The organism is Paenibacillus sp. S25, assembly GCF_019454085.1.
GTDB classification, from domain to species: domain Bacteria; phylum Bacillota; class Bacilli; order Paenibacillales; family Paenibacillaceae; genus Paenibacillus; species Paenibacillus polymyxa_B.
On the sequence record NZ_CP073683.1, the window covers coordinates 5661312 to 5683235 of the forward strand.

18 protein-coding genes and 2 pseudogenes are annotated in these 21924 nt (G+C 46.2%); 7 read left to right on the forward strand and 13 right to left on the reverse strand.

Features of this window, described 5'->3' with window-relative positions; genetic code table 11:
* Window positions 1–124: 124 nt before the first annotated feature.
* From KAI37_RS24860 to KAI37_RS24895, 8 genes and pseudogenes are all read right to left on the reverse strand, one after another.
* Window positions 125–2257: an endo-1,4-beta-xylanase gene (locus KAI37_RS24860; RefSeq protein WP_220030433.1), complete on the reverse strand. Its 2133-nt coding sequence runs from the start codon at window positions 2255–2257 to the stop codon at window positions 125–127.
* Between the two features lie 63 nt (window positions 2258–2320).
* Window positions 2321–2775, reverse strand: a pseudogene (locus tag KAI37_RS24865) (carbohydrate ABC transporter permease); the annotation flags it as partial.
* A gap of 142 nt (window positions 2776–2917) precedes the next feature.
* Window positions 2918–3870, reverse strand: a pseudogene (locus KAI37_RS24870) (ABC transporter permease).
* A gap of 14 nt (window positions 3871–3884) precedes the next feature.
* Entirely contained in the window at window positions 3885–5552 is a 1668-nt protein-coding gene (locus KAI37_RS24875) for an ABC transporter substrate-binding protein (protein ID WP_220030434.1), read from the reverse strand.
* Window positions 5553–5751: 199 nt separating this feature from the next.
* Window positions 5752–7515, reverse strand: a complete 1764-nt coding sequence (locus tag KAI37_RS24880; RefSeq protein ID WP_071643822.1) for a sensor histidine kinase — start codon at window positions 7513–7515, stop codon at window positions 5752–5754.
* Window positions 7512–9143, reverse strand: coding sequence for a response regulator transcription factor (locus KAI37_RS24885; protein ID WP_076292769.1), 1632 nt, complete (start codon window positions 9141–9143; stop codon window positions 7512–7514). The genes KAI37_RS24880 and KAI37_RS24885 overlap by 4 nt, the downstream gene beginning before the upstream one ends.
* Window positions 9144–9412: 269 nt before the next feature.
* Window positions 9413–10186, reverse strand: coding sequence for a class I SAM-dependent methyltransferase (locus tag KAI37_RS24890; RefSeq protein ID WP_104497623.1), 774 nt, complete (start codon window positions 10184–10186; stop codon window positions 9413–9415).
* A 112-nt stretch (window positions 10187–10298) separates the two neighbouring features.
* Window positions 10299–10640 (reverse strand): cupin domain-containing protein, encoded by a 342-nt coding sequence (locus KAI37_RS24895; RefSeq protein ID WP_104497622.1) that lies wholly within the window; start codon window positions 10638–10640, stop codon window positions 10299–10301.
* 224 nt (window positions 10641–10864) lie between these two features.
* On the opposite strand from KAI37_RS24895, the gene KAI37_RS24900 reads away from it, so the two are divergent.
* The 4 genes from KAI37_RS24900 (at window position 10865) to KAI37_RS24915 (ending at window position 14269) form a co-directional block, all read left to right on the forward strand.
* On the forward strand, window positions 10865–12100 hold the full coding sequence (locus tag KAI37_RS24900) for an FprA family A-type flavoprotein (protein WP_220030435.1): 1236 nt from the start codon (window positions 10865–10867) through the stop codon (window positions 12098–12100).
* A gap of 36 nt (window positions 12101–12136) precedes the next feature.
* Window positions 12137–13330 carry an NAD(P)/FAD-dependent oxidoreductase gene (locus KAI37_RS24905; RefSeq protein ID WP_220030436.1) on the forward strand — a complete coding sequence of 398 codons (1194 nt, stop codon included), beginning with the start codon at window positions 12137–12139 and terminating at the stop codon, window positions 13328–13330.
* Window positions 13331–13332: 2 nt separating this feature from the next.
* Window positions 13333–13503, forward strand: a complete 171-nt coding sequence (gene rd / locus KAI37_RS24910) for a rubredoxin (protein WP_007432984.1) — start codon at window positions 13333–13335, stop codon at window positions 13501–13503.
* Between the two features lie 61 nt (window positions 13504–13564).
* Window positions 13565–14269, forward strand: coding sequence for a Crp/Fnr family transcriptional regulator (locus KAI37_RS24915; protein ID WP_069292037.1), 705 nt, complete (start codon window positions 13565–13567; stop codon window positions 14267–14269).
* A 131-nt stretch (window positions 14270–14400) separates the two neighbouring features.
* Here KAI37_RS24915 and KAI37_RS24920 read toward each other — a convergent pair whose 3' ends face one another.
* The 3 genes from KAI37_RS24920 to KAI37_RS24930 all read right to left on the reverse strand — a co-directional run bounded on the left by KAI37_RS24920 (window position 14401) and on the right by KAI37_RS24930 (window position 17834).
* Window positions 14401–16095 carry a glycosyltransferase 87 family protein gene (locus KAI37_RS24920; protein ID WP_220031526.1) on the reverse strand — a complete coding sequence of 565 codons (1695 nt, stop codon included), beginning with the start codon at window positions 16093–16095 and terminating at the stop codon, window positions 14401–14403.
* 276 nt (window positions 16096–16371) lie between these two features.
* A complete protein-coding gene (locus tag KAI37_RS24925) occupies window positions 16372–17082 on the reverse strand; it encodes an MBL fold metallo-hydrolase (RefSeq protein ID WP_076292774.1) in 711 nt (236 codons plus the stop codon).
* A 197-nt stretch (window positions 17083–17279) separates the two neighbouring features.
* Entirely contained in the window at window positions 17280–17834 is a 555-nt protein-coding gene (locus tag KAI37_RS24930; RefSeq protein ID WP_071643835.1) for a TetR/AcrR family transcriptional regulator, read from the reverse strand.
* 153 nt (window positions 17835–17987) lie between these two features.
* On the opposite strand from KAI37_RS24930, the gene KAI37_RS24935 reads away from it, so the two are divergent.
* Window positions 17988–18662: an SDR family NAD(P)-dependent oxidoreductase gene (locus tag KAI37_RS24935; RefSeq protein ID WP_220030437.1), complete on the forward strand. Its 675-nt coding sequence runs from the start codon at window positions 17988–17990 to the stop codon at window positions 18660–18662.
* Window positions 18663–18753: 91 nt separating this feature from the next.
* On the opposite strand, the gene KAI37_RS24940 is transcribed toward KAI37_RS24935, so the two are convergent.
* Both KAI37_RS24940 and KAI37_RS24945 read right to left on the reverse strand, forming a co-directional pair.
* Window positions 18754–19395, reverse strand: a complete 642-nt coding sequence (locus tag KAI37_RS24940; RefSeq protein ID WP_076292777.1) for an SDR family oxidoreductase — start codon at window positions 19393–19395, stop codon at window positions 18754–18756.
* Window positions 19396–19522: 127 nt separating this feature from the next.
* The gene (locus KAI37_RS24945) at window positions 19523–20095 is read right to left on the reverse strand and encodes a TetR/AcrR family transcriptional regulator (RefSeq protein ID WP_220031527.1); all 573 of its coding nucleotides are present in this window, start codon (window positions 20093–20095) and stop codon (window positions 19523–19525) included.
* Between the two features lie 246 nt (window positions 20096–20341).
* Between KAI37_RS24945 and KAI37_RS24950 the strand changes: the two genes are divergently transcribed.
* Window positions 20342–21082, forward strand: a complete 741-nt coding sequence (locus KAI37_RS24950; protein WP_220030438.1) for an ABC transporter ATP-binding protein — start codon at window positions 20342–20344, stop codon at window positions 21080–21082.
* A complete protein-coding gene (locus KAI37_RS24955; RefSeq protein ID WP_220030439.1) occupies window positions 21079–21840 on the forward strand; it encodes an ABC transporter permease in 762 nt (253 codons plus the stop codon). The genes KAI37_RS24950 and KAI37_RS24955 overlap by 4 nt, the downstream gene beginning before the upstream one ends.
* Window positions 21841–21924: the final 84 nt, after the last annotated feature.

Genomic DNA, 21924 nt, shown 5'->3' on the forward strand with positions numbered 1-21924 from the left:
ATAACAAAGCAGGCTGTCCTTTACATGTCACATGTGAAGGACAGCCTGCTTTTATGCTTGTATAAGGCGACGTTCGATACAGCATAGAATAAGGCAAAACAAGCCCGGCATGTATTTAAACCATTTATTCGTTATTCCCTGCTGGCAACGGCGGGACTTTGGATGGATCAGCAAGTGCCCAATAGGCATATTTGGCCTTTAACCGTTCGTCGAATAGTAGCGGCTTATCCAACCGGGCTATTGGAAACGTGCTGAGCCACGTATTTCCATCATCCGTACCCCAAATCGTCACATTGCTGATATGATTTTGCTGCCTTGAAAACATATCGAACAGCTCTTGATAGCGGTGAGCCTGCCGGATCAGCATAGATTCTGGAATCGTTTCATAGCGATCTGTGTCATTGGAATAAAGACCCATATCCAGCTCGGTAATCTGATTATCCAGACCAAGCGAAGCAAACTTTTCTATGGACTGCTCAATCTCGCTAATAGCGGGAAACTCCAGGCGGATATGCGATTGGTGGCCTACCCCATCAATCGGTACACCTTTAGCGAGCAGATCACGTACCAAATTGTACAGAAAATCCCGTTTCTTCGACTCATGTGTGTTGTAATCGTTAATGAATAGTCGTGCGTTCGGACCCGCCGCTTCCCTCGTGACACGGAATGCTTTTTCAATATAATCAGTACCGGTAATTTGATACCACTTGCTGCGGCGCATGCCATCCGGCTGATCAGGATCAATGACCTCATTCACCACATCCCAATCGGTGATGACATTTTTATATCGCGCTGCAACAGCGCGAATATGCGTCTCCAGCCGATCCAGCAAAAGCTTTTTATTCTCAGCAGTCGGCGTCATCGGCTGTCCATTCTTATCCTTGAACATCCAATCCCCAGTTTGGTTATGCCACACCAAAGTATGAAAGCGAATTTCCAGTCCATGTTGTCTAGCAAACTGCACAATTTGGTCGGCTTCCTCCCAATGGAACTGTCCCTCGGACGGTTGTAAGGAGATTGGTTTCATCGCATTCCCTGCAACGACGCTGCTAAAATGCTTCTGTATTAACTCTCCATAAGCCCCTTCGGTCTGGAAAGCTTCAATCGCCGTGCCGATGCTAAACTGTCCCCCATATAACCCATGTAAAGAAGGAATGTCCTTTTCAATAGCCAGTGGTGGTACAAGTGACAGCTCGAAATCATCCATATAAAAGGAAGGCGTTCCTTCCGCTGTTTCAAAATACATAGAAACATTGTCCGCATCATACGCGAGCGTATACATACCAGACAAATGCATCCATCCCCCAGCGGTAGTAGCCGTGTCACCTACAACAGTTTCATACGCACTATCCCCTTGGTGATCACGCTGTACACTGAGCCTCACCTTGGCAGGCTGCTCACCCGGCGCCAGCTTCACCCAAGCACTGACCGTATATCGGCTGCCCTTTTTCATCATAGCAGTCACATCTAGCTTGGGTCCGGCATATGTCTCTTGTCTGCCTGTTGTCAGCAGACTGTATGTGCCGCTTCGTGCAGCAGCATTCGAAGCCTGCACGGTCTCGGTCCCCATACGGGACACCCATCCTTGAGCCGTACCATCTTCAAACCCTGATACGATTCCACGGCTCGGCTCCGCCGGGGGATTCGATACCTGTGTTATTTCTACCTCATCCACATAATATGCCTGCGCGGGATTCGAGCTTTCCACATACAGCTTCAATGCATCCATCCCCCCGGTAAAAGTATATTTCCCCTGAAGTTTAATCCACGATGTATCCGCCGTCTCCGACTGCGCTACCGTCTTCCATGTCGTAGTCCCACCTGTCGGCTGCTGCTCCACTGTAAGTTTAACCACACTTGGAACCTCAGCATTGCCATCCAGCTTTACATAGCCACTAATTTCATACTCCACATCCGGCTGCAACAGTGGCTTCACATCCAGCTCCGCTCCGTTCCAAGCTTCTGTGCGGGCGGTTGCCTTTAGACTATGTGTGCCACCGTAAGCGGTTTCTGTGACGGATACAATTTGGGTATAAGTTCCCCGAGGTTTCCAGCCGTCACTGTTTCCCTCCTCAAATCCATACGTTCTAATGGTCTTATGGACACTGCCCGCCGACAGCGCCGTACCCACAACAAGCGGAGAATGTTCTACAGACGCAGATGCCTTCGCTACAGATGCCCCCCACCAACCACCAGGTGATAACAACAGCGCTCCAACCAGCAACAGACTAAAAGGCTTACACCAACATAACCGCAAAGCAATCCCTCCCACACTCAAATTTTTTGAATTCGTATTGGGCACACCATTGGATTTCAGTTACTATCCTTTGACACCTCCCAAGGTCATACCCTTCACAAAGTATTTTTGCAAAAAAGGATAAACTAAAATAATAGGCACTGAAGCGACAATCGTCATCGTGGCCCGAATCGAGGTAGGCGTGACCGACTTCTCCAGATTTTCCGAACCAGCGAATTGGCTCGCATAGTCCTGAGTGTTAACAGACGTGTTGGAATTTTGCAGTATTTTCATCAGCTCATATTGAAGAGTGCTTCATTGCTCATATGACGAATTGTACAAAAACACATCGAACCAGGAATTCCATTGCGCGACCGCTGTAAACAGCGACACCGTCGCCAGTACGGGAACACACAGCGGCAAAACGATGCGCATAAAGTGGCAAACTCCCCAGCCCCGTCAATACGCGCCGACTCCAAAATCCCTTCCGGCAATCCCTCAATAAAGGAGCGAATGCCAATCAAATTAAACACCCCGATATTTAAAAACGGATACAGCGTGAACACTATCAGGCAGAGCATAAACAAGATATTGCACGCACCAAAAATTCGATCCGAGGGGGCCCGAAATCGCCCGTGTAAGGCCAGCGAAGCGGCCTTCTCCCCCATAACTCCCTTTATTCTAGAACAATCTTCCCTCCCCTAACCGCTTCGCAACATGATTGGCGCTGAACAGTAAGATGAAGCTAACCACCGTTTTGAACATCCCGGCAGCAATCGAAAGCGAGAAATTCCCCATCTGGATACCATATTTCAGTACGAAAAAATCCAGATTCTCCTAGTAATCTACGTTCATACCGTTGTCCAGTAAGTATTGCGGCTCAAAGCCGGATTCCAGCAGATTGCCGATGTTCATAATGAGCAGGATTATAAATACAGGCTTCAATCCGGGTAATGTCACATGCCAAATCCGCTCAAAACGCCCTGCTCCATCCATCTCGCCGCTTCATACTGCGAAGGATCAATCATCGTCATTGCGGCCAAATAAATAATTGTATTCCAGCCCACATCCTTCCATACCTCCAATGCACCGAGGATACCCCAAAAATAGCTTCCCTCGCCCAGCCACAAAACAGGTTCCTTAATCAGCCCCAGCCGCATTCGCAGACAACGCCGTACTGATGATGCTAGCCGCGACCACCCATGAAATAAAATGCGGCAGATAGCTAAGCGTCTGTACTACCCGCTTAAATACGACCTGGCGAAGCCCATTTAACAAAATCGCTAATGTTATAGTGGTGATAAAGCCCAACACCAGATTAATAAAACTTATTGCCAGCGTATTTCGCATAACCCGTAGAAAATGTTCATCCTGAAATAAAAAATAGAAACGCTTCAATCCTACCCATTGCTGATCGAGCAGCTTGCGGGCAGGCTTAAAATCCTGAAAGGCAATCGTCCAGCCCCAGATGGGAAAATACTTGAAGATGAACAGCCAGATTAAAAAAGGGATGGATATCCATACCAAGTCCGTTGCTGAGTCAGCTTGTGTATAAATCCCCTGAAGCCGGCTCGTCTTAAAGGCGGCAAATGATGCGGGGAGAGCGTGGTAGGTGGGGGTAACGAGTAACCCATAGCTGCTGCCTCCTTTATTTCTCACCGGAATTTTTGATTTTTTGGGCAACCTCCTTCGTGATCTGTTCCTCATACGCCTTTACACCCAGCTTTCTAAATTCAGTGGTGTATTCATTCCAAATCGCATCAAACTGCTCTGGTGCAGACAGCACCAAACGCGGGAAATATTTGCGCTGCAGTCCCCCCCTCTGTTGCTGGAAGAGCTGCGCAGTTGAGCCTTGGGTAATCGGGATACTCCAGGCTGGAAACCAGGGGCGCTTGTCAGGTGCGGAAAACATTTGCGAGAAGGACTCTACACCGTAGACTTTTAGTAGCTCTTTATCTCCCTTTGTGTAGGACATACGCGCAACCTCAGGCTGTCGTCCGGGAGCAACCGAGTTGCCATCAGGCAGGGTGGAACCACTACCGTATCGCGGCCAACTGTATTCAAAATATTTAAACCCGAACGATTCGCGGAACGCGTCTTGACCAGTCCGCTTAATTTGCTCCTCGGTCCGGTAAAAGCGTCCTTTTTCATCTACATCATAGGTTTCTCCCTTGATTCCCCAGTTGGATAACACCTGGTTTTCGTCCGTCAGCAGATTGTCAAAAAATTTGATGATACGTACCGGGTCCTTGGCACTGACCGTAATTCCTATACCACGGTTATTAACGAACGATGACGGATCAATGTATTGATCCTTTATATTCTGGTCGTATACAATAGGCAGTCCTATATATTCCATATCATCATTGCCCGATTTCTTAGAAGCCTCCTGGAGGTTATTTAAGGCCTGTCCCGCCTGCCAGCGGTAGTCGAAAAAGCCCAATACCTTACCCGAGGTCAGCTTCGCCAAGTATTGATCATAATTGTCCACAAAGGACGATTTATCAAATAAGCCCTCTACATTGAGCTGGTTCAGCTCTTTCAAATATCGTTTAGTGATTTCCATATCTCCATAATCCTTGGCCTGGTAAGATTTCATATCAATGAGCGTACCGCCATCATTCGGATAGCCTGCTAGATGCATCGGCGCGTTTGTAAGAGCATAAAACCTATCCTGCGTGGTTAACGCCAGGTACCCCGTCAAGCCTTCGTTGGCATGTTTTTTAGCATAATTACGAATCAGCGCCAAATACTCATCAAGTGTTTTGATTTTTGGATATCCAGCTTCTTTTAATACCCTGCGTTGCACCCAAAAGGCTCCTTGCTCTATATCAGGCGCAGGTAAATAATTGCCTACCACCGCACTGAGCGGCAGGAAGTATATATTTCCATCCTCCGCCTTCATCAAGTTGTAGTACGGTCCATATACACGCTTAATATTCGGTCCATATTTATCGATTAAATCATTCAGGGGAATAAAAGCCCCGGCATCCAGCAGCTTATCGATTGTGCCATCCGGTACTATCGCATCAGGGTAATCGTTACCGGCAATAAATGTACCGATCTTCGTATTGGAATCACCCACCAAATGCTCCAGCTTCCAGTTTACCCCCGTCTGATCCTCCAGGATTTTGCCGATCCGCGTTTCTTTGGTATTAATGTCCTTTCCCGCAGTGGCATTAAAATACGTGAACGTAACCTTCTCTTTGCTATCTCCTGACTCAGGCTCCTTACCCGAGTTCCCTGAGCAAGCAGTGATCATAGCTGCCGTCATAACCACGACCAGACTAATGATTCCGAACCTTTTACTTGCCATACTAGACTCTCCTCCTTCGCCCTCTTTTGCCGGTTATGTGAATCATGCGGACATGCCGCAAGCATTAAGAATCGCGCATACCTCAAAATGTAAGCACTTTCATTCTATAAAATGCTGTTCATTTCGTTCAACTATCAATTTAAAGGTATTACTTAGGAAACTATAGGTTAGCGTTTTTCAAGGCTATAAGGTACTGTTCTCACTCCCGTTCCGCTGGAATCCTAATTTGGATCTCCGTACCCTCGCCGGGTACACTGCGAATGGTAAGCTTAAATCGGCTCCCGTAGTAAAGCTTAAGGCGATAGATGACATTTTGCAGGCCTATATGTTCACCCATTTCTTCCTGTCTTTGCATGTAACCATATAAACGTTGTACCTGTTCCGCAGACATGCCAACTCCATCATCCCGAACGGTTAAAAGCAGTTGTTCTTCCTTACGCTCGAAATGAATCTCAATGCGTCCTCCATGCTTTAGCGGCTCAATGCCGTGGATACTTGCATTTTCGACCAATGTCAGCACGACCATTTTGGGAAGCAAATTGTCCAAGTCCTCAGGGCGCGCCTGCACTTCGTACTGTATCCGCTCTCCAAAACGATATTGCTGAATTTCCAAAAAACAACGGATTAGCTCCAGCTCCTCCCCCAAAGTAACCCGATCCTTGTTCCACACCAGCGAATTGCGGAAAATCCGTGCCATGTTATGAATAATGCGCGATGTCTCATCCTCATGCTTCATCAAGCTCCGCATGCGAATCGTCTCCAGCGCATTGAACAGGAAATGCGGGTTGATCTGGCTGTGAAGTGCATTCAACTGGGCATGTCTGCGCTGAATTTCTAGATTTTTTCGCTGAATATCGGCCCTATAAACATCGTTAATCAGTCGCCTTATTTTCAACGTCATTCGGTTAAACTCACCTGTTAATTGCCCGATTTCATCTCGCGACTCTGTACCGGGAATCAGCTCAAAATGCTGGTTTTTCACCTTTTTCATGTGCTTTAAAATACGATGAATCCTCACGTTCAGCGAACGTGTAATCCAGATAATAATTAATGTAGGCAGCAGCATATTTACACAGGTTAACAAAAGCACTGAGTTGCGGGATTCCCGCATTTCATACAGTATTTGATCTCTGGATACCGTAGCCACAATGCTCCAGCCGTTCAGATTATTCCTAAGCACATAATTCGTCTTGAACTCCATAGTGTCCTCGGACAGTTTGAGAGCGCTATAGGCTACATTTTTCCGGTTTATATCCACTTTAGGGTCTGTTGTATATTCGATTTCCCCTCGTTCGTTCAACAGAAAGAGACTTCCCTGCAAATTCAGGTTATTGAAAATATCCCGAATGGATGACATTCGCAGTTCTATTTTTAGTATTTTTTCACGGTCCTTTTGAGAATAAAAGTAGTCCATCCGCCGAATTAGGCTAAAAGGGTGTAGCTGTTCGCCTGTGCTGTCCTCGGTGCGTACAAATATGGGCTTGGACTGCCGTCCGGCAGGGATTTTGTTATACCAGGGCAAGCTTCTGACTCTCTCATCTATAAAGCTGACTCCCCCGGCATCCAGTAGCGTCGGATTATCTGTGTAGATCGTAATTCCACCTACGGAATGATATACAGGGCTAAAAGTATTGTTCAAGATACGACGCAAATAAGAGTCATAAGCAGCGATATAGTCAGCGGGCTGGGGATATGTTTCCTCCAGAACCTCATTAAGCTGATGATCGGTATAAAAGTTAGATGAGATTTCCAGTGCATCCTCAAACTCACGGTAAAATTCAATTTTAACCTGTTCCAGTGCTCGCGAAATATCCTGCATACGCTGTTCTTTCACATTTTGCGAAGTAACATGGTAAAAAATCAAATTGGTTAACACTACAGGCGTAAAAACACAGAGAAAATAAAGCAGCAGCATTTTATCTCGCAGTCGCACATGATCAAGAGTCATTCTCAGCATCTTCACTCGCCGGTCCTCTCTGTCTCGATGCCAACACTTAGGCTGTTGCGGTATTCGCTTGGCGTGGCATGCGTCATCTTTTCAAACTGGGTAACAAAATAGTCTGAACTGCCGAAGCCCACGCGCTCAGCAATTTCATAAATCCGCAAATCCGTCTGCCGCAACAAGCGTTTCGCCTCCTGAACACGCAATTTCAGCAGAAATTCGTTAAAGTACACACCATATGTTTTCCTGAACAATTGACCGAGGTATACCGGGTTCATGTAAAAGCGAGCCGCAATACTTTTCAAGCTTATATTCTCGGCGGCATGCTGCTCAATGTAAGCACGGATGTGCTGGATGCCTCCTTGCTGACAATCCTTGCGCAGAACCCAAATATACCTTCCACTTTCCTCTACAAAAGCTGTAAACAATCGCTGTAGTTCACCCATTGACAGGTTCATGTCCTGCCAGTTCATCATCGGTTCTAGTGACTGAAGTGAGCGCTCATCTCCCTGCATGTTTTGAATGACCCGAACGATACTAAGTAAGCATTGATGCAGACTCATTTTCATAGCCTCAGGTGCATAACACTCCTCCCGAAAACTGCTAAATAAATAATCCACGGCCACACGTAGCTCATCCAACCGCAGTTCCTCAACTTGTTCCGTCAAGCGATCCAGCACGTCCTGAGGGATGGTCTTATAGTGAAGTGGTGGCATTTCCTCCTGTAGATATACAACAATACCCCCATCGTCATAAATGTATTTATGGAGCACTGCTTCCTTCGCACAGGCATAGGACTGCTGGATATCCTGCAACCGATTCACAGGCTTTCCTGCATAAACGAAAACCCGACTTCCCAGCTGATCTTTTAGTGTCTTCATCCCCTCTATCTCTCGTTGTAGCGCTTTCATAAAAACTTCGACCTTGCCTTCAAAACACCCCAAAAAGAAGTCCGGTACGATAAGACCAATCCGGTTACGATGCTCATGAACATAGAAAGGGTACTTGCCATCCATTAAACGATGAAGCGCTTGCTCTATAAGCTCCCTGAATTGGAAAAGCGATAGCATGATATTATTGTCACCGGAGCGCCAGGGATGCTGGTCATTCAGCTCGACGAGTACATAGTACATATACGCGGCTTCCCCAAGCCGTAGCTGCTGCTCCCACTGTGTCACCACTACATCATCCACTGGGTTCATCATCACAGTCTCTAACAGCCCACCTGCATGGTGATTCTGATATCGTTGTGCATTCTGTTGTTCACGATGCAGTCTTTCACTCAGCTTGCGCAGTGTAGCCGAAAAGTCACCCTCATCGATCGGCTTAAGCATAAAATCATGAACCCCATAGCGAATTGCCTGCTGCGCATAAGCAAAATCACTATAGCCGCTCAAGATAATAAACGCGGGATGGTCTGTACTCTGTTCGAGCACAGACCGAATCAGCTCTAATCCGTCCAGCACAGGCATACGAATATCCGTAATGACCAGGTCCGGGTGAACACGGCTGATTAGCTCCTGCGCATCCTCACCGTTATCAGCTTCTCCTACGATTTCAAATCCACAGGCTTGCCAATCCATGAGTTGAAGCAGCCCTTTACGAGTAAAGGTTTCATCATCCACCACAATGGCTCGATGCAGCTTCATAACAGGCTTCCTCCTTTTGATGTATGCCTATTTTATTATTTTAGTTAACTATTCCAATGATCTCAGTCACTATGGTAATGTAAAACATCAGGAATTGGAAATTTTCTTTACACCTATTATATGACGAATAGAGGGGTGAAAAGCATGCACACTCCAGCAGCCAGGCCAAAGCAGCAAATATACAAAAAGGAGACGAATCCCTGAATAGGGGTTCGTCTCCTTTATTGCTATTGCATAAAAAGCTTTATTCTCTTATTCATGAATTCAGGCTATCGCTCAGCGATGATACTGACCGCTTGCAGATGGTCGGCGTACTTTACAAACTGCTTGCGCATACCCATAACCCTTGTTCGGGCAGCATGGTTACGCATAAGGTTAAAGACAATTTTCCCAAATCTCAACCAGCCCTCGTCCTGAATGATACGTGGCAGATGCAATAAGTGCATGGGAACCGTATAGATTTTAACGACCTTAAAGCCTTCCTCTTTCAGCAGCTGTTCCCACTCTGACACCGTCAACGGTGTCGCATTAACTCTCATGGCTGTAGCCAAATCCTTGTAAATTTGTTTTCTGAGCGCAGGCTCAATATGGTTAGAAGCAAGGCACATCTCATGAATTGCATACTTCCCGCCTACTTTCAAAAGCCGCCTAGCTTCCGAAATAATCTGCGCTTTCTTGGCCCTTGTGTGCATCGTCAGCATGGCTTCCCCATATACCACCGTCGCAGAGGCATCTGGCAACGGAACCTGTTCAGCATCGGCAATAATGACTTCCCGGTTTGCTCCGCTTGCATACGTCTTTACGATAGAAGCCGCCTTCTCATTCTGTTCAATCGCAATATAACGACGGGGATTAAGCCGCAATGTGATTTGGGCAGTTATACCCAATCCGGGGGCAAACTCAATAACCTCATCCTGCCCGGTTACGTCAAGTCCCTCTATCATCCAACGTGTTGTTTTTAACCCTCCGGGCCTAAGCACGCGCTTACCGAGACTTGCTAATATCCAGTGCCCTGGCACCTGTTTGTAATCTACTGTCTGCATTGGTTATTAACACCTCTTCTTAAAATTTGATAATGATATTCATTATCAATATGAGTGAAAAAAAATAACCATTTTCTTTTTTTATATGAGCATGTTTCTGCTGTGTCCTCTTTTATATGTTTTGCGCATAGCTTTCACTTGGCGTTTGGGTCAACACTACATGCAGACTGGAATTCGCCTCTGCACCGCCACGATAGGAAAAGTGCTCATCCCCCGTAACATGAATGATATCCCCTTGGATAACTTCCGTTGCTTCGCCGTTCACAGTTACAGTACCGCTGCCTTCAAGAACCAGCAAATATACATTCGCTCCTGGGTGATTATGTGTTGGCAGTTCGGCATTCGGAGTAAAGTTGAGAATAAATATTACATTGTCGGCTTCCTTATGCACAATTCGTTTTGTAAACCCAGCTTCTTTATATTCCTGAAACTGAATGAGGTTTGATTTTTTCATATTGGTTCACGCTCCTGTTTGAAATTAAATTTGCTTAAGATGGATTAATACCTTTATTGTATTGGATTATTTCGCTCGCCTTGTGATTGCAATCACAAAACTAAATTTAAGTAAAAATACTTTTAAAATATTTAAAAATTTGATTTCAATCATCTTTTTCATCGACACATCCAACTAGAATCAAATTGTGCTAGATAAACAAAACAAGCAGGAGGTTATTTCATATGAAGCCTGGATTCAAGCTGGCAAAGGATATTTATTGGGTAGGAAAAATTGATAATCGTGAGGTACCCTTTCATCGTCTTACATTATCTAAGGGTACAACCTATAATGCATATCTATTGAAAACTGGAAAACCAACCATTGTGGATACCGTAGATATGGCGTTCGGTAGAGAATTTGCCGAAGCTGTGGCCGAATTGATCGATCCATTGGACATTCAATATATTATTGTCAATCACACGGAACCGGATCACTCGGGCGGATTGGCGGCACTTGCTTCCAAGGCAACGAACGCTACGATTGTCTGCACTGAGATTGCCGTTCCGGAAATTCAACAAATGTACAAGCTTCAGCATCGTAACTTCCTCGTCATCAAGGATGGGGATCAACTGGACATTGGAGGCAAAACGCTGCTATTCAAAGAAACTCCTTATCTGCATACAGAAGAAACCATGATTACGTATTGTATAGAAGATAAAATCTTGTTCCCTTGCGACATTTTCAGTACACATGTGGCTGTAGAGCATCTATTTGCCGATGAGGCTGGTTTTGATATCACCGAGGACTTTATCGGATACTATCAGGCTATTATTCATCCGCATCGCAGATATGTGCGCACATTAATCGAAGCTGTTGCCGATCTGGATATTGAGATGATTGCACCTTCCCACGGCTTCGCGATCCGGCATGATATTTCCAAGTTTATTGATTTGTACGCCTCTATGAGTACCGAAACCAAGGATGATAAAAAAGTAGCGATTGTCTATGCCACCCTAAAAAATAACACTAAAAAAATGGCAAACATCCTGAAAGACTGCTTTTTGGAGAACCAAATCAAGGTGGAGCTATGGGACGTGGATAAAGCCGCTGAAACGGAAATATTGAATAGTATTGCCTCAGCAGATGCTGTTTTCGTCGGTAGCTCTACCAAATATGCCGACATGACGGGCAAATTGGAAGACCTGTTGCAACAAATGCAAAAGATGAATCTGGAAGGCAAGCTGGCTGCTGCCTTTGGTTCCTACGGCTGGAGCGGGGAAGCCATTGAAGTTGTACAGGATTACTTGAACGGTACTAATATGAAGGTTCAAAGCACTTCAGATGTAATCAAATCAACGGGTATGACCCATGTGGAATTCCCGGTACGTATTCGTTTCTCTCCTACAGAAGTTGAAAAAGTGAAGAAAATTAAAAATGCCGCTGAATTTGTCTCAGATCTACTGCTTAGTGTTATTTAAAACACAGTAGCGTATAGCGAATAGGAGAGATACTGAATGGGTAACCAACATTACGTTATTATCGGAGGCAGTGTCGCCGCCGTCAACGCGGCAAAAGCGATTAGAGATCAAGATGAGCTGGCCGAAATTTCTATTTACGGGGAGGAAGCATCCTTTCCGTATAACAGAGTCAAACTTTCCAAGGGACTATTCACTGATTTGCACAGTGACAAAATCCTGATCAAAAAGGAAAAATGGTTTGCCAATCAACGAATTCATGTGTATTCCGGCATCAAGATAACCGAGATACATCCTGAGGACTGTACTATCAAAACAATAGATGGACAAACCGTTGCTTATGACAAGCTGCTGCTGTGTACAGGAGCTCACAACCGTAAGCTTGTGCTAGATGGGGCTTCTCTAAGGAACGTTCACAATATCCGTTTTCGACAAGATACAGATCGCCTTAAAGCGGAATTGCGACAGGGAGACCGGATATGTATCATCGGCGGCGGTATTCAAGGCGTGGAAACCGCCTGGTCCTTCCAGCAAGCAGGATATTCTGTAACCATACTGGAAGCTTCGCATCGGCTTATGCCCCGTCAGCTAGATGAAAAGGCCTCCGCTATTTTGACCGATCGAATGACCGAACGGGGTACTCAGGTACACCTTGGGCAAGGCGTAAAACGTATTAAAGGCACAGATCACGTAGAAGGTGTGGAACTACAGGACGGCTCTGTTATCCCCTGCGAGCATGTCGTGTGCTCTATCGGAATTGTACCGAATACGGAGCTTGCTCGCCAAATCGGCCTTGATATTGGACAAGGCATTCTGGTGAATGCGCAGATGGAGACCAGCTCCGCCAACATCTATGCAGCAGGTGATGCAACCGAATTTCAGAGTAGAGTAGATGGTTTATGGGAAAGCGCAATGGAGCAGGGAAAAATAGCAGGCGCTAATATGGCGGGCGCATCCGTCAGCTATCAGCGTCCCCTCCCTGTAACCCTTTCGAACTGCTATGAATCTCCTCTCTTTTCCATCGGTCTAGTAGATGAACAAGTCTGCGACACCAGCCTAATTACTAAAAATCAAGCTTCTTATACACGTATGTTCATACAAAACGGCTCTATCTGCGGCGTGATTGGCTTTGGGGATGCCCTTGCTTCACTACCATACAAAACAGCCATCATGCAGGGACTCAAACCGGACGCACCAGAGCTTACAAAAATTTTGAATGACAAGGAGAACTAGAGATGAAAAAATATGTATGTCAGCCCTGTGGATACATTTATGATCCTGCTATCGGTGACCCCGATGAAGACGTTATGCCCGGTACAGCGTTTGAGGATCTTCCAGAAGACTGGGTTTGTCCAGTCTGCGGTGAGGATCAAAGTCATTTTGCCCCAATAGATGATACAGAATAACAACCATGCACTATAACCTGTAGTTTCCGGTTTATGAATGGAGTGAATGAATGTGAATGAGATGTCCTGTCCCTGCCAGTGCGAAAAGGAGCCCTGTGCCCGCAAAGTTCCTATCTTTTCCTCTTTGTCCTGCGAAGATTTGTGTAAGGTCAGCTCCATGATCCGACACCGAAAATATCAGAAGGGTGAAGCCCTGATTATCGAGGAACAAGCATCCGATACGCTGTACATTATTAAAAGCGGGCATGTCAAGCTGCTGAAGATGACGCCTCAGGGCAAGGAGCAAATTCTGCACATTCTGACAACTGGCGATTTTTTTGGCGAGTTGAACATATTTAACAGCGATGAGCTGAGTAACTTTAGTGCGTATGCCTTAAAAGATACTGATATTTGTATGCTCACCAAGGATGATATGGAGCAGTTGATTCGCAACAATCCCGATATCTCTTTGAAGCTGCTCAAAACCATTACTAAACGCTTGGCACATACCGAAAACCTGGCTCAAAGCCTAGCTACCAAAGACCCGGAAATCCGCATCGCCTATATGATTCTTGAGCTTGGACATAAATATGGGAAGCCGGATGGTTCCTACATTAAAATAAACCTCCCCCTTTCACGCGAGGAAATGGCTAATTATGTTGGTGTCACACGCGAAACCATCAGTCGCAAATTCGGAAAATTTGAACAGCTGGGGATTATTCATAGCAAGGGTACACGAGAGATCACCATCTGCGATGTACAGAAACTGAACGAATATATGGATTGAGACACATAGATACAATGTTACTCCAACATGAGGACAACGAAAAACCGCTTCTTTAACTTATGGATTGCAGTTGATCTATCAACCACTTCCATTTCGTTAAAAGGCGGTTTTTTAGCATATTTTATACTCCACTAACTATCAATTGTCGTGTTCACACCTTGGGAAGTTGCTCCCCATGCAGGCCGCGCTGAAGGAAGTTCTGGCGAAACTCTGTCTGTGGAAGGAGCAGTCTCAATCGTGGTCGATTTGGAGCAATCCCATACTACTTTGACCAAATACCCAAACAGCAACACGTTCAACAATGATGTCACACACAAAATAATACCGTATGAATCGCGAGCATTGGAGCTATAGAAGATATCAAAGGTGTTCAGGAAAATGGTAAGACTGAATCCACCCGCAAGCCACAAAAATCTGCGGTCTCGTAAATACAGATACGCTAGTACAGCTAACGCTGCCGCAGGGAACAAGTACCGTTCATGCATGCTGGAAGCGAAGGTAAATACACCTGCAATGAGCACCAGTGCAGCTGCCGCTGCAAATTGTGGTTTGCGACTGCGGATATACATCCACCACGTAAACAGAGTCACCAGCACAATGCAGATCATACCCCATGTATGGTAACTGAACAGGAACAATGTTGTAGTGTCCTGCGTATAATTGCCACCGATCAGTGCAAAGAAATTATATGCGTTCACCGAAGCATACGGATACTCGCCGACCGTTCCCTTGTATAGGTCAAGCAGCCATAACGGCTCCTGCCCCCACGAAAATGGCAATATGACCAGAATGGTCGTCACAACAGCACCGCCAATGGACAACAGCCAAGGCTGTATTTTACGTTGTCTCAGCAGTTCAAAGAACAAAACAGGCCCATAAATAATCCCCTGCGGCTTCATCAATACGGCTACCGTAAACAATACAGTCGACCAGCCGACCCGGTTTTCCACAAGCAGCACAATCATGCCCACAATCAGCATAGTAAAGAAAGAATCCACCTGTCCCCAGAAGGTCGAATTGATAAATACAGCTGGGTTAAACACGTAGAATATAGCCAATCCAAGGCTTATTCCATAGCCGACCCGTTTGCTCGCCAACCGGTACAGCATGTACGCTGTCACGATATCGGCTAATATATTGGGAAGCCGCAGCAGTACGGACATGTAGGGACTGAAAGCATCCGTAGAGCCGATTTGACCGATCACATATAAAATATAAATATAGAACGGCGGATAATCACTTGATCCGTTCGTGTAAAAGCCCGATAAGCTATCCGCTGCTGTCGTAGCCCAGTTCCGGAATAGCATCAAATCCATATGACCCGAGATCCATGGGGCGATCGCCATTCTTAAAAAGAACCCCACGCCCAGCACTGTCCACAGCATCAGTCCCCGATTACGTTCCCCGAGCTTCCATTCATGAGCCCGAAAACAGTACGCAATAAACACGAATGCACCGAAGAACAAAGCGGCGAAAATCGCCAGCGGAGTAGCATAAGCAGATGAGGAGTTGCCACTTCTTCCACCACCCATACCACCGCCAGGACCGCCCATGCCAGATCCGTTACCAGACATGCCACCGGGGCCTCTGTTCTGTCCGTCTCCGGCAACACCACTGCCGCCCGAAGACGTATCATTTCCGGCCGTTGTACCTTTGTCACCCGATGTCGATGTCCCCTCAGTGGAGGAGTTGGTAGTTTGGTCTGTCGTCCCCTGATTTTTGCTGTCAGCACTATTCGCCGAATCCTGCTGATCTTGTCCTACATTTCCTGCTCCACGGTTCCCCGCGGTCTGACCGTCAGAAGGACGTTGCCCCGGTCCTCCCATACCTCCACCAGGTCCGCTTCCTCCTCCGAACCCACCGGATGGGCCCTGCCTAACAGTCGCAGACTGGGACGCAGAACTACCTGAATAACTCCATAACGAAACGACACTAGCGACAGCACACAATATGAGACTAAATAGAAGTATATATTTCAGACCGTTCGCTTTCCAAACGTTCAAATCCGATGCACCTCTCTCTGTTTCTATTTTCCCATATTGTATCTGCCTTAGCTTAGGACTTTGTGAGTTCTGGCTGAATGTTGGCTGAATACGGAATCATCACACTGAAGATTGTCGTTCCATCTCCATAATCGCCCTTTCCAGCTGAGATTGTGGATGCTTCAGCATGTTACCGTGACCAACAGCTAGTAAAGATGGATTGAAACTCGCCAGCTTTTTGGCGCTTTTCAGCGACAGTTCTTTATTCCAGGTAGCCAGTGCCGGAAAAGGAAACAGCGGCTTAAGCCTTCCCGATACCGCTATACCACCTCGGGTCTGGAAAGCGTCGCCTGCAATCAACGCGCGGGTACGAGTATCCAAAAATGCCATCGAGCCCGGCGTATGTCCTGGTGCGCTGATCGCCAACAGCGAACCCACATGATCCCCGTCCTCCAGTAAAACGTCAGGCTGGGTAAGAATATGCTTCGGTACATCGCCTCGAATAGGAGTATCCGGTTCTCCTGCCTCCAACGATACATCGCCCTGTAGCAGCGGTGCGTCCCGCCTGGAAATGAATACTTGCGCGTCAGGATACCTTGCCTTGAGCTTATCTAATGCACCCACATGATCCCCATGGGCATGGGTAAGTACAATTCGAATAATCGGCTGCCCGATCCGCGCCGCAGCCTGCTCTATACCACGAGTACTGTATGGCAATCCGGCATCTACCAAGGTGAGCCCCTCTTTCTCCTCCACCAAATAACAGTTCACCGGGAACAGGCGGGGCATAAATGTCAATTGATACACATGCTGCACCTGAACAATACGCATTTTAGCTCATCTCCTTGTTTTAATCACAAACTAATCATATTAGTATTATAAATAATATAATTAGTTTTAAGCAAATATTTTTGCCGCTATTCACCCGGAGTTGGAGCTTGGAACTGCTACGGGGACGATCATACTGAGGAAACAGCAAAAAAGCATCCTCGGAACTCTGCTTCCGGGGATGCCTCTCAAAACAAGAATTAACCTTTTCCTCCTGTTATTAATAATGAAGCCTTCTTGGCTATTTCCTCTTTATCAAACGGAGTATTTCCAGATGCCCATAAATAACCAGCCTCATGTACGATATTGGCATAAATAGGTACATAAAAACTCTTCTCTGAGTCTGTACAGATGTTATCTAAACTTTTCACTAAATATTTTTTCAGCTCAATTAACATTTTTTCTTTCAACAGAGGCGCAAGACTTAAATAGCTACGACGACATTTAATTTTCGGTTGTTGATGAAAGTCACATACTGCTAGAACGAGTTGATTTATGGTGTCCTGATCGAACTCTACTACTCCTAATGTTCGTTTTTCAATGACGTTCGAAGCAGAGTCGTCAATCATGTAATCCAACATTTCGTACTTATCATTAAAATGTGCATAAAATGTAGCACGATTCACTTGGGCCCCTTTTGTTAGATCTGCTATTGTTATCTTTTCAAAATCCTTTTCATTCACTAAATTAACAAAAGCATTAATCAACGATCTCTTTGTATGTGTCATTCGCATATTTTTTACTTTTGTCCCCACATTCTGCCCTCCTTATTTTACACATTTTAGTTTTTTATTTTATAGCAACATTCTCATTTAATTGTTGGTTGTTCCGTACAGTAAGCGGGCTTATACTTACTAAAACAACATATGTTGCTTTAAAATATACCACAAATAAGGAGTTCATATAAGATGAAAACTATTGCAATCATTGGTGCGGGACTCGGGTTAGGTTTATCTATCGCGAAAAAATTCGGGGCACAGGGGTTTAAGGTAGCTTTAGTTTCTCGTAATCCAGAAAAATTGGAAATCATCACAAATGAACTAAAAAGCCTGAATATTGTAGCGCACTCTTATGTCGCGGATATTACGGATTTAAACGCGTTAAAACAAGCCTTACTGGCTGCTAAAAAGGACTTAGGCAGTATTGATGTACTCGAATTCAGTCCTTATGCAGGATGGAGTAATTTCACAAATATTTTAGAAACAACGCCCGCAAGCGTCTTGGAACAAGTCAATAGCATTGTGCTTCCTGCAGTTCTATCCGTGAATGAAGTATTGCCCGATATGATCAGCAAGGGTTCGGGTGCGATTCTATTTACAACAGGCATATCTGCCATGTTCCCTTTGCCCAGTCTTGGGAATGGTGGTATCGTGATGTCCGGTCTTCGGAACTATGCAACTAACCTGCATAATGAACTGAAAGAAAAAGGAGTTTTTGTAGGACACCTTTCAATCGGCACTTTCATACAATCTGGTACGGCAGGAGATCCAGATATCATCGCAGAAGCTTGGTACAACTTATACGAGAAAAAGCATAGCTTTGAAGAAACATTCCCAAAAGGAATTGATCCAACCAAGCTGTAAAATTATTAAAGCGAGAAGATGACCATGGATGGCCGTCTTCTCGCTTTTTTGTCATTTATAAGCGTCCTCTGTGCAACAACTTCATCCGTAATTATAGCCGGATTGCCTCAGCAATAGGTGTACTGCCAGACACCAAATTAATTGCACGATGATACGTCTGCTGTTCCTCCAGCGCTGCTACCACCGCTGCCGCCACATCTTCACGGGAAATGGTGTGGCTGGTGAGCTCCTCACCAGTAGCAACTTTGCCGGTTCCCACATCATCCGTCAGGCCACCCGGACGAAGAATCGTGTAGTCTAGGTTGCTCGCTTCCAACAGGCGGTCAGCGTAATGCTTCGCCACATAATACGGTTTAATGGATTCGGGCCACTGCTCCCGATTCTCCGCATGTAGGGCGCTGACCATAACGAAGCGCTGAATACCCGCTTGCTCAGCGGCTTCCATCGCTTTGACCGCTCCATCCAGGTCGATAAGCAGCGTTTTATCTGCACCTGTATTCCCGCCGGAGCCTGCTGTGAATACGACAGCATCGCTGCCTTTTATAGCTGCGGCAATTTCGCCAACCGTCCCTTCGAGGTCAGCTACCACCGTTTCTGCTCCCAAACGTTCAAGCGCTTCGGCCTGATCCGAATTTCGGATCAACGCCTTTACGCGATGCGATTCATTTTGCCCCAATAGACGGACAAGATGTCTGCCTACTTTTCCATTTGCACCAATCACCAGTACGTTCACTCATATCCCTCCTGTATTCGCAGTCTCTCATCTACATTATACAGATGTATTTTACCCTTCGGGTCTGCGACACAATCATGTTAGCTGCATCAGGTTGAAATCAGACTTCTTTGGTAAGCTCGACATCTCACTTTTGCCGCACACGCAGACCTGCCAAAAAGGTAGCCATCATCACCTCAATACTCCGGTCCACCTCCACAGGTAAACCAAAGCCGCCCTTTTGTTCAAGCGAGGCGAATCCATGAAGCAGACTACGGAATCCCCTCGCTGCATGAATGCAATCTTCTTCCTTGAAGCCATAACCACTGGACAGGACGGTAATGACCAGCTCGGCCACGCGATCCGCAGCCTGCCTCATTTCGGTATCATTTCGATCAGTTGCATACAGCATCGCTTCATACAAACCGGGTCGCTCCCGAGCATACCGCATATACGCCTTCCCCATAGCGGTCAGCGCATCTTCGCCCGCTCTACCAACCGCTGCGCTCATCAAAGCTTCCTCCAACTGTTCGAGACTGTGCAATGCCAGTACTTGGCGCAGTCCGTTCAATCCGTTCACGTGGTTATACAAGGACGGAGGGCGAATATGCAGCTTTTGCGCCAGCGTGGTGAGCGTGACATCCCCCATCCCTTGTTCATTGGCAATGTCCTCGGCAGCCCATAGGATATCTTGCAGCTTTACTCCGTTTCTAGGCGACATCATCCTGTCTCCTTTCATCGAATTTCTATGTAATCCGGTTCCTTATACCTATACATAATTGATCTAGATTCTATTTTAACTAATCCTGTTAGTTTATACAAAGAAAATGCCGTTTAAAACAGCCAACCTGCTGCATCGAACCTTTATAGAAGAGCATAGCAGTTATTACTGATATAATAAAAAAATAAGATTATAGAACGGATCTGATCCCTTTCTCGATCCCCTACAAAGGAGCTAGCTATATCTATGGAACCCAAGCCACTTCCAGCTATTGAATTCAATCACATTCTCAAATATTTCGCCGGGTCTGGACAGCAACGTACGGTTCTGAAAGGGATTACGGCAAAAGTTTCCCCCGGCAAAATCACCACGTTGGTCGGTCCATCGGGGTCTGGTAAAAGCACGTTGCTTTCACTGTGCAACCTCCTAATGACACCGGATGAAGGGGACATCCGTGTCCTCGGTAAACCGATATCGGATTGGGAAATCCCTGAACTGAGACGGAAAGTAGCATTGGTTTTTCAGGATGCTCCCGTGCTTCAGGGAACTGTCCTGTACAATCTCCAAACTGTAGAACGGCTGCACGGTACAGTGCTGGATGATCCTGCCGGCCTGTTGGAACGCGTAGGACTCACCCGCGATCTGTTGGAACAAAAGGCGCAGGAACTGTCCGGTGGACAAAGACAGCGCTTGGCCTTGGCGCGGACGCTCGCGAACCGCCCGGATATTTTACTGCTGGATGAGATTACTTCTGCACTGGACCCCGCCTCGGTCAAAGAGGTTGAGGAACTGCTGCTGCAAATGAACAAAGAAGAGGGAACAACGATGATCTGGATTACGCATCATATGGAACAAGCCCGCAGGGTGGGCCACGAGACATGGCTGATGATCGACGGAAGACTGGTAGAACAAGCGGATACGGAGACATTTTTTAATGCTCCGCAGCATAGTGAGACCCGCAGGTTTGTAGCAGGAGAATGGGTATGACGATTGTTGCCTTGATTCTCTCTCTCGGTTTTGTATTTATCGCCATCGTCATGTCCAAATCCTTCAAACTCGGTCTGGACCGAGACATTATCATCGCCACGATCAGAGCGTCGGTTCAACTGCTGGCGATTGGATATGTATTGCATTTGATTTTTGGAATGCAAAGCTACGGATTTATCGTATTATTCATTCTGCTCATGATTACCGTAGCCTCACAAAATGTTGCGCGCAAAGGACGATTTATCCCCGGTCTCATGTGGAAGTCATTCCTGACGCTGCTGTGTGTGGAAATCGTTACGCAGGCATTCCTGATTGGCCTGCATATTATTCCGGCGACAGCCCGATATATGATTCCGATTAGCGGCATGATCATTGGCAGCTCCATGATTTTGTCCAGCCTGCTGGTGTCCCGGCTCAAGTCGGAAGTCCTGCTGCGCAAGCCTGAAATCATGCTCATTCTGGCGCTAGGCGGCACGCCTAGACAAGCCATCTTCCCTATACTCAAGGATTGCATACGTTCCAGTATGATTCCAACCATTGAGGGACAAAAAACGCTCGGGCTTGTCCAGCTTCCCGGCATGATGACCGGGCAAATCATCGCAGGTGCCAATCCGATTGCCGCCGTGCGGTTGCAATTGCTCATCGTATTTACTACCATGACCTCTGCTATTTTGACCAGCGTGCTGCTCAGCCTGTTCATTTATCCGGCATTATTTAACCGCCAGCAACAATTGAACACAGAAGCATGGGAACGCTGATCGAGGCGGATATATCCAGTTATTTACCAGCCTATATAAAAAAGTAGACATGTTTAATTCCTGACATGAAGGTTAATAGATACA

Excerpts from the sequence above, each read along its gene's own strand:
- KAI37_RS24875 (WP_220030434.1), bottom strand. The coding sequence starts at position 5,552 with ATGGCAAGTAAAAGGTTCGGAATCATTAGTCTGGTCGTGGTTATGACG.
- KAI37_RS24885 (WP_076292769.1), bottom strand. The coding sequence starts at position 9,143 with ATGAAGCTGCATCGAGCCATTGTGGTGGATGATGAAACCTTTACTCGT.
- KAI37_RS24890 (WP_104497623.1), bottom strand. The coding sequence starts at position 10,186 with ATGCAGACAGTAGATTACAAACAGGTGCCAGGGCACTGGATATTAGCA.
- KAI37_RS24895 (WP_104497622.1), bottom strand. The coding sequence starts at position 10,640 with ATGAAAAAATCAAACCTCATTCAGTTTCAGGAATATAAAGAAGCTGGG.
- KAI37_RS24900 (WP_220030435.1), top strand. The coding sequence starts at position 10,865 with ATGAAGCCTGGATTCAAGCTGGCAAAGGATATTTATTGGGTAGGAAAA.
- KAI37_RS24905 (WP_220030436.1), top strand. The coding sequence starts at position 12,137 with ATGGGTAACCAACATTACGTTATTATCGGAGGCAGTGTCGCCGCCGTC.
- rd (WP_007432984.1), top strand. The coding sequence starts at position 13,333 with ATGAAAAAATATGTATGTCAGCCCTGTGGATACATTTATGATCCTGCT.
- KAI37_RS24915 (WP_069292037.1), top strand. The coding sequence starts at position 13,565 with ATGTCCTGTCCCTGCCAGTGCGAAAAGGAGCCCTGTGCCCGCAAAGTT.
- KAI37_RS24920 (WP_220031526.1), bottom strand. The coding sequence starts at position 16,095 with ATGGGAGGACCGGGGCAACGTCCTTCTGACGGTCAGACCGCGGGGAAC.
- KAI37_RS24925 (WP_076292774.1), bottom strand. The coding sequence starts at position 17,082 with ATGCGTATTGTTCAGGTGCAGCATGTGTATCAATTGACATTTATGCCC.
- KAI37_RS24935 (WP_220030437.1), top strand. The coding sequence starts at position 17,988 with ATGAAAACTATTGCAATCATTGGTGCGGGACTCGGGTTAGGTTTATCT.
- KAI37_RS24945 (WP_220031527.1), bottom strand. The coding sequence starts at position 20,095 with ATGTCGCCTAGAAACGGAGTAAAGCTGCAAGATATCCTATGGGCTGCC.
- KAI37_RS24950 (WP_220030438.1), top strand. The coding sequence starts at position 20,342 with ATGGAACCCAAGCCACTTCCAGCTATTGAATTCAATCACATTCTCAAA.
- KAI37_RS24955 (WP_220030439.1), top strand. The coding sequence starts at position 21,079 with ATGACGATTGTTGCCTTGATTCTCTCTCTCGGTTTTGTATTTATCGCC.